Origin of the sequence: Vreelandella halophila (genome assembly GCF_019903425.1) — a bacterium.
GTDB classification, from domain to species: domain Bacteria; phylum Pseudomonadota; class Gammaproteobacteria; order Pseudomonadales; family Oleiphilaceae; genus Halospina; species Halospina halophila.
Map to the genome: position 1 here is coordinate 36,632 of NZ_JACHUZ010000013.1, position 15,318 is coordinate 51,949.

12 protein-coding genes are annotated in these 15,318 nt (G+C 63.0%); 1 reads left to right on the forward strand and 11 read right to left on the reverse strand.

Going from position 1 to position 15,318, the window contains the following annotated elements:
• Window positions 1-10: 10 nt before the first annotated feature.
• The 5 genes from tpiA to rlmE form a co-directional block, all read right to left on the reverse strand.
• Window positions 11-769, reverse strand: a complete 759-nt coding sequence (gene tpiA / locus H4I92_RS04380; protein WP_077529451.1) for a triose-phosphate isomerase — start codon at window positions 767-769, stop codon at window positions 11-13.
• A gap of 63 nt (window positions 770-832) precedes the next feature.
• On the reverse strand, window positions 833-2,176 hold the full coding sequence (glmM, locus tag H4I92_RS04385) for a phosphoglucosamine mutase (protein ID WP_077529452.1): 1,344 nt from the start codon (window positions 2,174-2,176) through the stop codon (window positions 833-835).
• 21 nt (window positions 2,177-2,197) lie between these two features.
• On the reverse strand, window positions 2,198-3,028 hold the full coding sequence (gene folP / locus H4I92_RS04390) for a dihydropteroate synthase (protein ID WP_077529453.1): 831 nt from the start codon (window positions 3,026-3,028) through the stop codon (window positions 2,198-2,200).
• Between the two features lie 71 nt (window positions 3,029-3,099).
• Complete coding sequence (gene ftsH / locus H4I92_RS04395) at window positions 3,100-5,040, reverse strand: ATP-dependent zinc metalloprotease FtsH (protein WP_218668141.1); 1,941 nt, start codon at window positions 5,038-5,040, stop codon at window positions 3,100-3,102.
• Window positions 5,041-5,149: 109 nt separating this feature from the next.
• Window positions 5,150-5,773, reverse strand: a complete 624-nt coding sequence (gene rlmE / locus H4I92_RS04400; RefSeq protein ID WP_077529455.1) for a 23S rRNA (uridine(2552)-2'-O)-methyltransferase RlmE — start codon at window positions 5,771-5,773, stop codon at window positions 5,150-5,152.
• 83 nt (window positions 5,774-5,856) lie between these two features.
• Between rlmE and yhbY the strand changes: the two genes are divergently transcribed.
• Window positions 5,857-6,162 carry a ribosome assembly RNA-binding protein YhbY gene (gene yhbY / locus H4I92_RS04405; RefSeq protein WP_077529456.1) on the forward strand — a complete coding sequence of 102 codons (306 nt, stop codon included), beginning with the start codon at window positions 5,857-5,859 and terminating at the stop codon, window positions 6,160-6,162.
• Here the strand turns inward: yhbY and greA are convergent.
• From greA to dnaK, 6 genes are all read right to left on the reverse strand, one after another.
• Entirely contained in the window at window positions 6,159-6,641 is a 483-nt protein-coding gene (greA, locus tag H4I92_RS04410; RefSeq protein ID WP_077529457.1) for a transcription elongation factor GreA, read from the reverse strand. The genes yhbY and greA overlap by 4 nt on opposite strands.
• Window positions 6,638-9,856 (reverse strand): carbamoyl-phosphate synthase large subunit, encoded by a 3,219-nt coding sequence (gene carB / locus H4I92_RS04415; protein WP_077529458.1) that lies wholly within the window; start codon window positions 9,854-9,856, stop codon window positions 6,638-6,640. The genes greA and carB overlap by 4 nt, the downstream gene beginning before the upstream one ends.
• A 48-nt stretch (window positions 9,857-9,904) precedes the next feature.
• On the reverse strand, window positions 9,905-11,050 hold the full coding sequence (gene carA / locus H4I92_RS04420; RefSeq protein WP_077531655.1) for a glutamine-hydrolyzing carbamoyl-phosphate synthase small subunit: 1,146 nt from the start codon (window positions 11,048-11,050) through the stop codon (window positions 9,905-9,907).
• Window positions 11,051-11,312: 262 nt separating this feature from the next.
• Window positions 11,313-12,116 (reverse strand): 4-hydroxy-tetrahydrodipicolinate reductase, encoded by an 804-nt coding sequence (gene dapB, locus H4I92_RS04425; RefSeq protein ID WP_077529459.1) that lies wholly within the window; start codon window positions 12,114-12,116, stop codon window positions 11,313-11,315.
• A 36-nt stretch (window positions 12,117-12,152) separates the two neighbouring features.
• Complete coding sequence (gene dnaJ / locus H4I92_RS04430; protein ID WP_077529460.1) at window positions 12,153-13,283, reverse strand: molecular chaperone DnaJ; 1,131 nt, start codon at window positions 13,281-13,283, stop codon at window positions 12,153-12,155.
• 100 nt (window positions 13,284-13,383) lie between these two features.
• On the reverse strand, window positions 13,384-15,306 hold the full coding sequence (gene dnaK, locus H4I92_RS04435; RefSeq protein WP_077529461.1) for a molecular chaperone DnaK: 1,923 nt from the start codon (window positions 15,304-15,306) through the stop codon (window positions 13,384-13,386).
• Between the last annotated feature and the right edge of the window lie 12 nt (window positions 15,307-15,318).

Sequence of the window (15,318 nt, forward strand, 5' to 3'; positions counted from 1 at the left end):
ATTCCGTCTCTCAACCGGCCCGACAGATGGCGGCAAAATCGGTCGCATTCAGGGATGCGCCGCCGATAAGACCGCCATCGATGTCGGGCTGTGCAAACAGTTCGCCAGCCGTATCGGGCTTGACGCTGCCACCGTAGATGACCGGCGCTTCGGCCGCCGCGGGGTCCAGCTCTTCCAGCACCCCGCGGATGTGCGCGTGTACCGCCTGCGCCTGCTCAGCAGTCGCACTTTTCCCGGTCCCGATGGCCCAGACCGGTTCGTAGGCAACACAGACATGACGCCAATCCGATTCCGGAACGTCCGTCAGTGCCGCACGAACCTGGCGCGCCACCACAGCCTCGGTGTCTCCGGCTTCGCGCTCGGCTTCCGTCTCGCCCACACAGAGAATGGGATCGAGACCCGCGCTCAACGCCTGGAGCACCTTGGCATTGATGCGGCCATCAGACTCGGACCAGTACTGCCGGCGCTCCGAGTGCCCAATGATGGCAAAGCTGCCATGCTGGTCCGCCGCCATCGAGGCCGCAATCTCGCCGGTATAGGCACCCGCCTCCCAGGCGGAGACATCCTGGACGCCCACCATGACCCTGCGACCGCTATTCTCGTTCAGCGACTCACGCAACGCCGGGAGCAGGATAGCCGGAGGCATCACCGCCACTTCAACGGCTGGGTCCAGTCCTTCCAGAGCAGGCACCAGCTCTGCCGCGTATTCCGCCGCAAAAGCGCCTGTCCCGTTGAGTTTCCAGTTTGCTGCTATCAGCCGACGTCGCATACAAGAAGCCGTTTTTCAGGGACGCGGCACTATACCCAAGATGCCTCTGCCGCGCAAGGAAGCTCAGGGCGCCTCCCGCTGCACCACCTCCGCCAGCTCACGGGCCACACGCCCGATATGGTCCGCGTCCTCGCCTTCGGCCATAACCCGTATTACCGGCTCGGTGCCGGAGGCCCTCAGCAGGATCCGGCCGCGCTCGCCCAGCTCGGACTCGGCGGCGCGCACCGCCGACTGGATGCCTTCACTGTCGTCCGGATTGAAACGCTGGCCGACGCGCACATTGACCGTCTCCTGGGGCAGGCGGGTGACATCCGAGAGCAGCTCTGCCAGCCCGCATTCGCGCTGATGCATGGCCACCAGCACCTGCAGGGCCGAGACGATGCCATCGCCGGTGGTGGTGCGGTCCCGACAGACGATATGCCCGGACCCCTCACCACCGATCTGCCACCGGCGATTCACCAGCTCTTCCATCACATAGCGGTCACCAACCTTGGCTCGGGCGAAGGGAATGCCGCGCCGGCCCAGAGCCAGCTCAACGCCCAGGTTCGTCATAAGCGTTCCCACGACACCGCCATCAAGACCGCCGGCATCGTGGCGCTCACGGGCGATGATGTAGAGCAGCTCATCGCCGTCCACCTCGCGGCCAGTGTGATCGACCATGATCACCCGGTCGCCGTCACCATCAAAGGCGATGCCGAGATCCGCGCCGATCTCAAGCACACGCTGGCGCATGGACTCCGGAGATGTGGAGCCGCAGCCGTCGTTGATGTTGAGGCCATCCGGCTCCGCTCCCATGGCCGTTACCCGGGCGCCCAGCTCGCGGAATACCGCCGGCGCCACGTGATAGGTGGCGCCATTGGCGCAGTCGACCACCAGATGAAGCCCCTCCAGACTGAACTGGCCCGGAACGGTGCTCTTGCAGAACTCGACATAGCGACCCGGGGCATCATCGATACGGGCCGCCTTGCCCAGATCCGCGGCGGGGACCACCGCAAGCTCCGAGTCGATCCACTGCTCAATACGTGTCTCAAGCGCATCACCGAGCTTGGTGCCATCCGCCGAGAAGAACTTGATGCCATTATCATGGTGCGGGTTGTGGGAGGCACTGATGACAATGCCCGCCGCTGCCCGGAAGGTACGCGTGAGATAGGCGATGGCGGGCGTGGGCATGGGGCCCAGCAGGCGCACATCCATGCCGGCGGCGGACAGGCCTGCCTCGAGCGCTGACTCGAACATGTAACCGGACAGGCGGGTGTCCTTGCCGATCAGCATGGTGTTGGCCTGTCCCTCGCGGCGAAAGGCCCGACCGGCCGCCCACCCCAGCTTGAGGATGAAGTCCGGGGATATCGGATGAACCCCCACTTCCCCGCGAATACCGTCCGTTCCGAAATACCTGCGTTCACCCATGATTCGGTTCCCGTTCCTGTTCTATTCCCGGAGAGTGCCCTGTTCCCGCGCCGCACGCACCATACGCGCGGCGTCCACCGTTTCCTGCACATCGTGCACACGCACGATCGCGGCCCCCTTCATCATCGCCATGGTCGCAGCCGCCACACTGCCTGGCATGCGGTCCTCAACCGGTCGACCGGTAACACCGCCGATCATGCTCTTGCGTGACATTCCCACCAGCACAGGCCACCCACGGGCGACAATGGCCTCCAGGTTTTCAAGCAGGATCAGGTTGTGCTCCAGCGTCTTGCCGAAACCAAAGCCCGGGTCGTAGAGCAGTCGATCGCCGGCAATACCCGCCTCCTGGAGCTCCGCGGCGCGACGGTCCAGATACCCCAGCACCTCCTCCAGAACGTTACTGTACTCGGGCCGATCCTGCATGGTTTCCGGCTCACCCTGACGATGCATGATGCAGACCGGGAGCCCCGTGTCACGCGCCGCCGCCACAGCGCCTTCCCGCTCCAGCGAGCGTACATCGTTGATCATGCTGATGCCCAGCCGAGCCCCTTCACGCATCACCTCGGGGGCACTGGTATCCAGGGAGATGGGCACATCCAGATCGCGACGGATCGCCTCGATAACCGGGCAGACCCGGTCCAGCTCCTCCTGCAGGGGAACCGGTCTGGCGCCAGGACGGGTCGATTCGCCACCAACGTCCACCCAGTCCACCCCGGCTTCGACCATCGCCCTGGCCTGCGCAACAGCGTTTTCCGGAACGATGAAGCGGCCACCGTCCGAAAACGAATCCGGAGTGGCGTTGATCACCCCCATGACGGCGGGTGACGGTGTCTTCTCAGACAGGATGGTCATGACTGCTCCCCACAACGAAAAACGCTCCCGGGACTGACCCGGGAGCGCTCAGACCACAGAGGGTCGGGCTTTCAGTGTTCACCGGCAGGATGACCCGTTCCTTCACCGTCCGACGCCTCGGACCCGGAGCCGGCATTGATGTCGGCCACAACGGTGTCACCGCCGTGATCGTCATCATCGTCCCAACTGCTCGGCGGCCGTGGCACCTTGCCCGCCATGATGTCATCAATCTGACCGGCATCGATGGTTTCGTACTTCATCAGTGCGTCCGCCATAAGATGCAGCTTCTCCATGTTGTCCACAAGGATCTGCTTGGCGGTTTCATAGCACTCATCGATAATTCGGCGCGTCTCTTCGTCAATGGCCTGCGCCGTGGGCCCGGAAACTCCCTTGCTGCCGGAGCCGGAATCGTACCCGGCGAAGGGCTCATCGCGGTCCTCGTCGTACATCAGCGGGCCCAGCTTATCGGACAGGCCCCACTTGGTGACCATGTTCCGGGACAGTTCGGTGGCGCGCTTGATGTCGTTCTGGGCACCAGTGGTGACACCGTCCTTGCCCAGCGTCAGTTCCTCGGCAATACGGCCACCGAAGAGACTGCAGATCTGGCTGATGATGTAGCGCCGGCTGTGGCTGTACTTGTCCTCTTCCGGGAGGAACATGGTCACGCCAAGGGCCCGGCCGCGCGGGATGATGCTGACCTTGTAGACCGGGTCATGCTCGGGCATCAGCCGCCCCACGATGGCGTGGCCGGACTCGTGGTTGGCCGTGTTGAGTTTTTCCTTCTCGGACATGACCATGGACTTGCGCTCGGAGCCCATCATGATCTTGTCCTTGGCCAGCTCCAGCTCGTCCATGGATACCAGCCGCTTGTTGCGGCGTGCGGCAAACAGGGCTGCCTCGTTGACGAGGTTTTCCAGATCCGCACCGGAGAAACCGGGCGTACCACGCGCAATGTTTTTGGGCTCCACCCCATCCGCGAGCGGTACCTTGGAGAGGTGGACCTTGAGCACCTGCTCCCGACCGCGGATATCCGGCAGCGGGACCACCACCTGGCGGTCAAAGCGCCCCGGGCGCAGCAGCGCCGGGTCCAGCACGTCCGGGCGGTTGGTGGCCGCGATCACGATCACGCCCTCGTTGCCCTCGAAGCCGTCCATCTCGACCAGCATCTGGTTCAGGGTCTGCTCGCGCTCGTCATGGCCACCGCCCATGCCGGCACCACGATGGCGGCCGACCGCATCGAGCTCATCGATGAAGATGATGCACGGGCTCTGCTTCTTGGCCTGCTCGAACATGTCACGGACCCGCGAAGCACCCACGCCCACGAACATCTCAACAAAGTCCGAGCCTGAGATGGAGAAGAACGGCACCCCAGCCTCACCGGCAATGGCCTTGGCAAGCAGCGTCTTACCGGTACCGGGCGGTCCGACCATGAGCACGCCCTTGGGAATATGGCCGCCCAGCCGCTGGAACTTGCTGGGATCCTTAAGGAAATCCACCAGCTCCTTAACGTCCTCCTTGGCCTCATCCACCCCGGCCACATCGCTGAAGCTGGTCTTGATCTGCTCCTCACTCATCAGGCGGGCCTTGCTCTTGCCGAAGGACATGGGCCCCTTGCCGCCACCGGCACCGCCCTGCATCTGGCGCATGAAGAAGATGAAGATCGCGATGATGATCAGGATCGGGAAAGAGGCCACCAGCAGCTGCGTCCAGATACTCTGGCCGGAGGATTCCTTGCCCGTCACCTCCACATTGTTGTTGTAGAGGTCGTCCATCAGGTTGGGGTCCTCGACGGCCGGCCGGATGGTGGTGAAGTTCTCCCCGTTCTGCCGTGCACCGGTAATGGTCTGGCCTTCGATGGTCACTTCCTCGACCTGACCACTACGCACCATTTCGATGAACTGGGAATAGTTGAGCTGTTGCTGCTGCGGTTCCGGGCTGAAGTTCTGGAATACCATCAGCAGAACGGCTGCGATGACCAGCCACAGAACCAGATTTTTTGCCATGTCGTTCAAGATCGCTCACCCATACTGTCTGCCCGTTCCGAACTCGAACGGTCCTGATTCAAACCTTACACCAATGCGCCGGTCAGCGGCCATAGCCGCCCGGTTCCCTTAACGGGCCTTAACGGCCACGGAACCCGGTACACACCTGATACTGTTCACGCGAGCGGCCCCTCGAGGCATCCGGCTTGCGACTGGCCACCCGCTGAAAGTCCCGCTTCATTGTACGAAGCAGGTCATCAAATCCCTCACCCTGGAACACCTTTGTCACAAAAGCACCCCCCGGGCGCAGCACCTCGTGCGCCATTTCCAGCCCCAGTTCCACCAGATGCATGGCACTGGGGATATCAATGGCCGCCACCCCACTCATATTGGGCGCCATATCGGAAATGACAAGGTCCACTGGGCGACCATTGAGCCTGGCCAGCAGTTCATCCAGAACCGCCTGCTCGGTGAAGTCGCCCTGGACAAAGGTCACGTCCGGAATCGGATCCATCGGCAGGATATCGCTGGCGAGCACGGTACCGCTCTCGCCAACCCTTTCAGCAGCCACCTGGGACCAGCCGCCGGGCGCAGCACCCAGATCAACCACGGTCTGGCCGCGCCGGAAAAGCCCGTCCTTGCGGTCGATCTCGATCAGCTTGTAACTGGCACGGGAGCGGTACCCCTCCTCCCGTGAGCGGTTCACGTAGGGGTCCTGGTGGTGCTCGCGCAGCCAGCGGTCACTGCTTTTGGAACGTCCCAATCCTGCCTCCGAAACGGTGCATCCGGGCTGTGCCGGCTGCTATCATGCGTTCTACCCAATCCATACGATCAAGAGACCCCAACATGCCACTATCCGCCGAACAGCGCCGCCAGTACCGGGCTCTTGCCCATGACCTCAAACCGGTCGTACAGGTCGGCGACAACGGCATTTCCGAAGGGCTGCAGCAGGAACTGGAGCGGGCCCTGGATGACCACGAACTGATCAAGGTCAAGATCGCCTCCACGGACCGCGAGGAAAGGCGTGAACTGATTGACGAGGCCTGCGAGAGCACAGGCGCGGAACTGGTGCAGGTGATCGGCAAGGTGGCCGTACTGCTGCGCCGCGCGGCCGAACCCAACCCGAAGCTCTCCAACCTGCGCCAACGCTAGATATGCATCACCTCGTCGATTTCGTATTCCACGGTGCCTGAGGGCACCTGAACCGAAACCTCCTCGCCTTCCTCCTTGCCGATCAGCGCCCTGGCGATCGGTGAGGAGATCGAGATCCGGCCTTCCTTGATGTCCGCCTCGTCGTCACCCACGATCTGGTAGGAAACCTCCTCCTCAGTGTCCATGTTGATCAGGCGCACCGTGGTACCAAAGATCACCTTGCCTGTCTTCTCGATGGTGGTGACGTCAATCACCTGGGCCGCGCCCAGCTTACCTTCGAGCTCCTGGATCCGACCTTCAACAAAGCTCTGCTGCTCCCGGGCCGCGTGGTACTCGGCGTTCTCTTTCAGATCGCCGTGTTCGCGTGCTTCCGAGATCGCCTCGATCACCTTCGGCCGGTCCTCGGACTTGAGCCGGTACAGTTCATCACGCAGGGCCCGCTCGCCCTGCTTGGTCATGGGAACACGGTTGTTGCTCATTGCTGATACCCCGCGTGCAGATCCTGGAGGCGACGCACCTGGCGCTCAGAGCCGAATCGGATGGCGCGGCAGAATGCTTCGCCGCCAGTCAGTGTGGTGGCGTAGGTGACCTTGCGCTGAAGGGCGGACTGACGGATCTGGGCGGAATCCGCAATGGCCTTGCGCCCCTCGGTGGTGTTCACGATCAGGTCGACCTGGCCGTTCTTGATGGCGTCCACAATGTGCGGGCGGCCCTCGCGTACCTTGTTCACCTTCTCGACCTCGAGCCCGGCCTCGGAGAGCACCTGGGCGGTACCGCCGGTGGCAATCAGGCGGAAACCCACATCCGCCAGGTCACGGGCCAGGCGTACAACGTCCGGCTTGTCCGCATCACGCACACTGATGAAGGCGGTGCCCGAGGTGGGCAGTGTCTCGCCCGCGCCCAGCGCGGCCTTGGCAAAGGCTTCGTCGAAACTGTCGCCGATGCCCATGACCTCGCCGGTGGACTTCATTTCCGGCCCCAGGATTGGATCCACGGACGGGAACTTCGGGAACGGGAAGACCGATTCCTTCACCGAGTAGTACTGGGGCACGGATTCGCTGGTGATGCCCTGCTCCTCGAGGCTGACGCCGACCATGCAGCGCGCGGCAATGCGTGCCAGCGAGCGCCCCACAGCCTTGGACACGAAGGGCACGGTCCGGGAGGCCCGCGGATTCACCTCGATCACATAGACCTCGCCGTCCTGCCAGGCCAGCTGCACGTTCATCAGGCCAACCACGTCCAGCTCCAGCGCCATGCGCTTGACCATGTCGCGCATCTGGTCCTGGACGTCTGCCGGCAGGGTGTAGGGCGGCAGTGAGCAGGCGGAGTCACCGGAGTGCACGCCCGCCTGCTCGATGTGTTGCATGATGCCGCCGATCACGGCGGTCTTGCCGTCGCACACGGCGTCGATATCGATCTCGATGGCGGAGTTCAGGAAGTGGTCCAGCAGGACCGGGCTGTCGTTGGAGACCAGCACGGCGCTGCGCATGTACTCCTTGAGTTCCTCCTCGGTGTAGACGATCTCCATGGCCCGGCCGCCCAGCACGTAGGAGGGGCGGACCACCAGGGGGTAGCCGATGTCCCGCGCCACCAGGATGCCTTCCTCCAGGCTGCGCACCGTGGCGTTGGCCGGCTGCTTGAGCCCCAGCCGGTTGATCATCTGTTGGAAGCGCTCGCGGTCCTCGGCCCGGTCAATGGCGTCCGGGCTGGTGCCGATGATGGGCACGCCGGCCGCTTCCAGGCCGCGCGCCAGCTTCAGAGGCGTCTGGCCGCCAAACTGGATGATGACGCCATCCGGGTTCTCCGCCTGGACGATCTCGAGTACGTCCTCGAGGGTAATGGGCTCGAAATAGAGCCGGTCCGAGGTGTCGTAGTCGGTGGAGACCGTCTCCGGGTTGCAATTGATCATGACGGTTTCATAGCCGTCATCGCGCATGGCCAGTACCGCGTGCACACAGCAGTAGTCGAACTCGATGCCCTGACCGATGCGGTTGGGCCCACCGCCGATGACCACGATCTTTTTCCTGTCACTGACATTGGCCTCGCACTCCTCCTCGTAACTGGAGTACATGTAGGCCGTGGAGGACTCGAATTCGGCGGCGCAGGTATCCACGCGCTTGTAGACCGGGCGCACACCCAGATCATGCCGCAGCTTGCGGAAGCTCTGTTCCGACACCCCCAGCAGGTTGGCCAGGCGCGTATCGGAGAAGCCCTTGCGCTTGAGCCGGAAGACAGTGTTGTAGTCCAGATCCGCCATGCCGGTGGACTGGAGCTGCTTCTCCTCCTCGATCAGATCCTGGATCTGGATCAGGTACCAGCGGTCGATGAAGGTGTACTCGAACACCTCATCCACGCTCATGCCCCAGCGGAAAGCCTCGCCAACGTACCAGCTGCGGCTGGCGCCCGGCACCTTGAGCTCATGGATCAGGGTATCCCGGGCGTCCTCACGGTCCTCCAGGATCGGGTCCAGCCCGGAGGCGCCGGTCTCGAGACCGCGCAGCGCCTTCTGGTAGGACTCCTGGAAGGTGCGCCCGATGGCCATGACCTCACCCACGGACTTCATCTGGGTGGTCAGGCGCGGATCCGCCTGCGGGAACTTCTCGAAAGTGAACCGCGGGATCTTGGTGACCACATAGTCGATGGACGGCTCGAAGGAGGCGGGGGTAACGCCACCGGTGATGTCGTTGCTGAGCTCATCCAGGGTGAAGCCGACCGCCAGCTTGGCGGCGACCTTGGCGATCGGGAAACCGGTGGCCTTGGATGCCAGCGCCGAAGAGCGTGACACACGCGGGTTCATCTCGATCACGACCATGCGCCCGTTGGCCGGGTTGATGCCGAACTGGACGTTGGAGCCGCCGGTCTCGACACCCACCTCACGCAGCACCGCCAGCGAGGCGTCGCGCATGATCTGCCATTCCTTGTCCGTGAGCGTCTGGGACGGCGCCACGGTAATGGAGTCGCCGGTGTGCACGCCCATCGCATCCATGTTCTCGATGCTACAGACGATGATGCAGTTGTCGTTCTTGTCCCGGACAACCTCGGTCTCGTATTCCTTCCAGCCGATGAGCGACTCGTCGATCAGCAGCTCATTGGTGGGCGACAGCGCCAGGCCGCGCTCGCAGATCTCATGGAACTCTTCCCGGTTGTAGGCGATGCCGCCACCGGAGCCCCCCATGGTGAAGGACGGCCGGATGATGCAGGGCAGACCGATGTGGTCCAGCACCTGATAGGCCTCTTCCATGCTGTGAGCCATGGAGGCACGCGGTGTCTCCAGGCCGATGTTGTGAACCGCCTTGTCGAAGCGGTCGCGGTCTTCGGCCTTGTCGATGGTGTCCGCGTTGGCACCGATCATCTCCACGCCATGCTTTTCCAGAATGCCGTGGCGTTCCAGGTCCAGGGCGCAGTTGAGCGCGGTCTGGCCACCCATGGTGGGCAGCACTGCGTCCGGCTGCTCCTGCTCGATGATCTTCTCGACGGTGCGCCAGGTGATGGGCTCAATATAGGTCGCATCGGCCATCACCGGGTCCGTCATGATGGTCGCCGGGTTGGAGTTGACCAGAATGACCCGGAAGCCTTCCTCGTGAAGGGCCTTACAGGCCTGGGCGCCGGAATAGTCGAACTCGCACGCCTGGCCAATCACGATGGGGCCGGCGCCAAGAATCAGAATGCTTTGAATATCGTCTCTTTTCGGCATTGAACCCTTATCCTGTTCGTCTCGAGCCGTGATTCGAAGCCGTCGGCCTCACTGTGCGGCCTGCGTGGCCTGATGTTCATCCATCAGGCGGGTGAACTCATCGAACAGCGGGATCACATCCCGCGGCCCGGGGCTGGCTTCCGGATGCCCCTGGAAGCTGAATACCGGCGCATCCTTGAGGCGCATCCCCTGGAGGGTGCCATCAAACAGCGAGCGGTACGTAACCTCCACATTGTCCGGCAGTGACTTCTCATCCACCGCAAAGCCATGGTTCTGGCTGGTAATGACCACGGTGCCGTCGGCAACCCGCTCCACCGGATGGTTGGCGCCATGGTGCCCGAACTTCATCTTCTCACTGCGCCCGCCGACGGCCAGCCCCAGCAGCTGATGCCCGAGGCAGATGCCGAAGGTCGGAATGCGCCGCTCAATACAGCCCTTCAGGGCCTCGATGGCGTAATCACAGGGCTCCGGATCACCGGGGCCATTGGAAAAGAAGACGCCATCCGGGTTGTACGCCATCACCTCGTCCAGCGGCGTCCGCGCCGGCACCATAGTCACCTCGCAGCCGCGCGAGACCAGCAGCCGCAGGATGTTGTACTTGATGCCGTAATCGTAGGCGACCACACGGTAACGCTTTTCGGGCGCCTCGCCGTAGCCCTCATCCAGGGTCCAGACGTTCTGGGTCCAGGTGCGCGGCTCCTTGCAGCCGGCCTCGGAGGCCAGGTCCATGCCCTTGATGCCGGGGAAGTCCCGGGCCAGGCGCAGGGCCTCTTCCTCGCTGGCGTTCTCACCGGCGACAATGGCACCGCCCTGGGCCCCCTTATTGCGCAGCAGACGCGTCAGTCGGCGGGTATCCACACCGGCAATGGCCACCACGCTCTCCCTCTGCAGGTAATCCGAAAGCGAGTCGGTCCGGCGCCAGTTGCTGGCCAGCAGCGGCAGGTCGCGGATGATCAGTCCGGCAGCACAGATCCGGTCGGACTCCACGTCCTCCGGGTTGGTGCCGGTATTACCAATGTGCGGATAGGTCAGTGTGACCATCTGGCGGGTATAGGACGGGTCAGTCAGGATCTCCTGGTAGCCGGTCATGGCCGTATTGAAAACGACCTCGCCGCTGGTGGCGCCGTCGGCACCAATGGATTCCCCTCTGAAGATGCTGCCGTCCTCAAGTGCAAGGATCGCTGGTTTCGTCAAAGCCATGCCCCTCTAGCGTCTCTGGCGGGTAGGACGCGCGTCACGAAACCCCGGCGCTCATTTGCAAAAAAGCGAGACGGTGTCGTGGACGCCGTCCCGCTTTTCGCAGGGATTCTGGGAACTTCTGCCGGACTCACAGAGGTTCCTCAACAGCCGGTGGAGTAAGCGCTTAACAAATCCGGCGTATTATATAGAGAAACCGACTGCACTGTCATCCGGGAGTTCCCCTATGGGGCCGGCACGAGGGCATTCACGGCGCGGATCACTTGAGACCGAGCACATCCTGCATGTCGTACAGCCCCGCGGGCTGCTGCATCAGCCACTGGGCCGCCCTGACAGCACCCTGGGCAAAGGTCATGCGGCTGCTGGCCTTGTGGCTGATCTCGATGCGCTCCCCGAGACCAGCAAACATTACGGTGTGCTCACCCACAATATCCCCGGCACGGATGGTCTCAAAGCCAATGGCGTCACGCGGGCGCTCCCCGGTAAAGCCTTCCCGGCCATAGACGGCGCACTGCTGGAGGTCACGGCCGAGTGTATCAGCCACCACCTCACCCAGCCGCAGCGCGGTCCCCGAGGGGGCGTCCTTCTTGTGGCGATGATGGGCCTCGATGATCTCGACATCGGCGTCATCACCCATCACCCGGGCCGCCGTCTGCAGGATCTGGAGCAACAGGTTCACCCCCACACTCATGTTGGGCGCAAACACCACGTTCAGGCCTTCGCTTTTCGCCTCAAGCTGCTGCTTCTCGGCCTCGCTCAGGCCCGTGGTGCCGATCACCGCCGCCTTGCCGGCATCCCGGCAGATATCCAGGTGCTGCAGGGTCAGATCCGGGAAGGTGAAATCGATCACCAGATCGAAATCGTCCGTCACCTCCGCGAGGCTGCCGACCAGCATCACGCCATTGCGGCCGACGCCGGCCACTTCACCGGCATCGGAACCAATCAGCGAGCTTTCCGGATGAACGGTTGCCGCACCCAGGGAGACTCCCTCGGTCAGCGTCACCGCCTCAACCAGTGTTTTGCCCATACGACCGGCAGCGCCGGCGACCGCAATCCGCGTCATACTGTTTCCCCATGCGTATCCACTGTACCGGGTGCGCTAGAACTTCATATCCTCGAAGAAGTTCTTCACGCCCTCAAACCAGGAGCTCTTGCGCGGCCCGTGCTGCTTGCCGTCGCTGTCCTCCTGAAGGGTCTCGTCGAACTCACGCAGCAGCTCTTTCTGCTTCTTGGTGAGATTGACCGGTGTTTCCACCATCACCCGGCACAGAAGGTCACCCGGTGACCCGCCACGCACGGGCGTCACACCCTTGCCCCGCAGGCGGAACAGCTTGCCGCTCTGGGTTTCCGCCGGGATCTTGAGCTTGACCCGGCCATCCAGCGTCGGCACCTCGAGCTCGCCACCGAGCGCCGCATCCGTGATGCTGATGGGCACGTCGCAATGCAGGTTGCGGCCGTCCCGGTCAAAGATGGGATGCTCCTTGACCGCGATCTGCACATAGAGATCCCCCGGCGCAGCGCCGTGCATGCCCGGCTCGCCTTCGCCGGAAAGGCGAATCCGGTCACCAGTATCCACGCCCGGCGGCACCTTGACCGAAAGGGTCTTCTCTTCCTCGACGAACCCTTCGCCACGGCAGGCCTTGCAGGGGTTCTTCACGATCTGGCCGGCGCCCCGACAGTTGGGGCACGTCTGCTGCACCGAGAAGAAGCCCTGCTGCATGCGCACCTGCCCCATACCGCGACAGGTCCCGCAGGTCTCCGGCCGCGTGCCCGGCTCGGCGCCGCTGCCGTTACAGCTGCTGCATTCGGTGGCACTGGGAATCTCGATCTTGACGTTCTTGCCGCGCACGGCGTCCTCGAGGTCCAGCTCCAGCGTGTAGCGCAGGTCCGCGCCACGCCCGCTGCGACCCCGCCCGCCGCCGAAGATGTCACCAAAGACATCCCCGAAGATGTCGGAGAAGCTGGCACCACCACCGCCGCCGAAGCCGCCGCCACCGGCGGAGCCATCAACGCCGGCATGACCGAACTGGTCATAGGCGGCCTTCTTCTCGGGGTCACTCAGGACTTCATAGGCCTCGCTGGCCTCTTTGAAACGCGCTTCGGCGTCTTCGTCATCCGGATTGCGATCCGGATGATACTTCATTGCCAGCTTCCGGTATGCCTTCTTGATCTCCTTGTCGTCAGCGCCCTGGGAGACGCCAAGGATCTCGTAATAGTCGCGTTTGGCCATGACAGTCTGTCAACCGTAATTCGAGTGTTCACAACAACGACGAACGCGGGAGAGAACCCCCGCGTCCGCCGATCAAAGGATGTGGATGATGCCAGCGGTTTTACCGCTTGTCATTGTCGTCGACTTCCTCGAACTCGGCGTCAACCGCATCATCACCACCGCCCTGGTCCTGGCTGCCTTCAGCCCCGGCAGCGCCTTCTTCGCCCTGCTGGGAGTACATCTTCTGCGCCAGGCTGGAGGAAGCTTCGGTCAGGGCCTGGGTCTTGGCCTCGATCTGCTCCTTGTCGTCGCCCTTCATCGCCTCTTCCAGTTCGGAGATGGCGTTTTCGATGGCGGACTTCTCTTCCTCGGTGGCCTGATCGCCGGCCTCTTCCAGGCTCTTGCGGACGGCATGGATCATGCTGTCGCCCTGGTTGCGCGCCTGGACCAGTTCCTCGAACTTCTCGTCTTCCTGAGCGTTCTGCTCGGCATCCTTGACCATCTGATCGACTTCGTCCTCGGTCAGGCCGGAAGACGCCTTGATCTCGATGGACTGCTCCTTGCCGGTCGCCTTGTCCTTCGCGGAGACGTTCAGGATGCCGTTGGCATCAATGTCGAACGTCACCTCGATCTGGGGCGTGCCACGCGGTGCCGGCGGAATGTCCGCCAGGTCGAAGCGGCCGAGGGACTTGTTCTGGGCTGCCTGCTTGCGCTCGCCCTGAACCACGTGGATGGTTACCGCGGTCTGGTTGTCCTCGGCGGTCGAGAAGGTCTGCGACTTCTTGGTCGGGATCGTGGTGTTCTTCTCGATCACCGGTGTGGCAACGCCGCCCATGGTCTCGATACCCAGGGTCAGCGGTGTCACGTCCAGCAGCAGTACGTCCTTCACGTCGCCGGAGAGCACGGAGCCCTGCAGGGCCGCACCCATGGCCACGGCTTCGTCCGGGTTCACGTCCTTACGCGGCTCTTTGCCGAAGAACTCTTTCACCGCTTCCTGCACCTTGGGCATGCGGGTCTGACCACCGACCAGGATCACCTCGTCGATTTCGCCAACCTTCACGCCGGCGTCTTCGACGCAGGTCCGGCACGGATCGATGCTGCGCTTGACCAGATCCTCGACCAGCGATTCCAGCTTGGCCCGGGTAACCTTCACGTTCAGGTGCTTGGGCCCGTTCTGGTCCGCTGTGACATAGGGCAGGTTCACGTCGGTCTGCTGTGCGCTGGAGAGCTCAACCTTGGCCTTCTCGGCAGCTTCCTTCAGGCGCTGCATGGCCAAGGAGTCGCCGCGCAGGTCGATGCCCTGCTCCTTCTTGAACTGGTCGGCCAGGTACTCGATCAGTGCCAGGTCGAAGTCCTCGCCACCCAGGAAGGTGTCACCACTGGTGGCCAGCACCTCGAACTGCTTCTCACCGTCGACATCCGCGATCTCGATGATGGAAATGTCGAAGGTACCACCGCCCAGGTCGTAGACCGCCACGGTGCGATCCTTGCCCTTCTTGTCCAGGCCATAGGCCAGTGCGGCCGCGGTCGGTTCGTTGATGATGCGCTTAACCTCAAGACCGGCGATGCGGCCGGCATCCTTGGTGGCCTGGCGCTGGTTGTCGTTGAAGTAGGCCGGAACGGTAACAACCGCCTCAGTCACGGTCTCACCGAGATAGTCTTCGGCGGTCCGCTTCATCTTCTTGAGTACCTCGGCGGACACCTGCGGGGGCGCCATCTTCTCGCCGTTTACTTCCACCCAAGCGTCGCCGTTGTCGTTCTTCACGATGTCGTAGGGCACCATCTTGATGTCCTTCTGAACGACATCGTCATCATAGGCACGGCCGATGAGGCGCTTGATCGCGAAAAGTGTGTTCTTCGGATTGGTCACCGCCTGGCGCTTGGCCGCCGCACCCACAAGGGTCTCACCTTCGTCGGTATAGGCCACGATGGAGGGCGTGGTGCGATCGCCTTCCGCGTTCTCAATCACCTTGACCCCGTCACCATCCGGGATGGCTACACAGGAGTTCGTGGTGCCCAGGTCAATGCCGATAATCTTACCCATGGATATCACTCC

Excerpts from the sequence above, each read along its gene's own strand:
- carB (WP_077529458.1), bottom strand. The coding sequence starts at position 9,856 with ATGCCGAAAAGAGACGATATTCAAAGCATTCTGATTCTTGGCGCCGGC.
- greA (WP_077529457.1), bottom strand. The coding sequence starts at position 6,641 with ATGAGCAACAACCGTGTTCCCATGACCAAGCAGGGCGAGCGGGCCCTG.
- dnaK (WP_077529461.1), bottom strand. The coding sequence starts at position 15,306 with ATGGGTAAGATTATCGGCATTGACCTGGGCACCACGAACTCCTGTGTA.
- glmM (WP_077529452.1), bottom strand. The coding sequence starts at position 2,176 with ATGGGTGAACGCAGGTATTTCGGAACGGACGGTATTCGCGGGGAAGTG.
- dnaJ (WP_077529460.1), bottom strand. The coding sequence starts at position 13,283 with ATGGCCAAACGCGACTATTACGAGATCCTTGGCGTCTCCCAGGGCGCT.
- yhbY (WP_077529456.1), top strand. The coding sequence starts at position 5,857 with ATGCCACTATCCGCCGAACAGCGCCGCCAGTACCGGGCTCTTGCCCAT.
- tpiA (WP_077529451.1), bottom strand. The coding sequence starts at position 769 with ATGCGACGTCGGCTGATAGCAGCAAACTGGAAACTCAACGGGACAGGC.
- folP (WP_077529453.1), bottom strand. The coding sequence starts at position 3,028 with ATGACCATCCTGTCTGAGAAGACACCGTCACCCGCCGTCATGGGGGTG.
- dapB (WP_077529459.1), bottom strand. The coding sequence starts at position 12,116 with ATGACGCGGATTGCGGTCGCCGGCGCTGCCGGTCGTATGGGCAAAACA.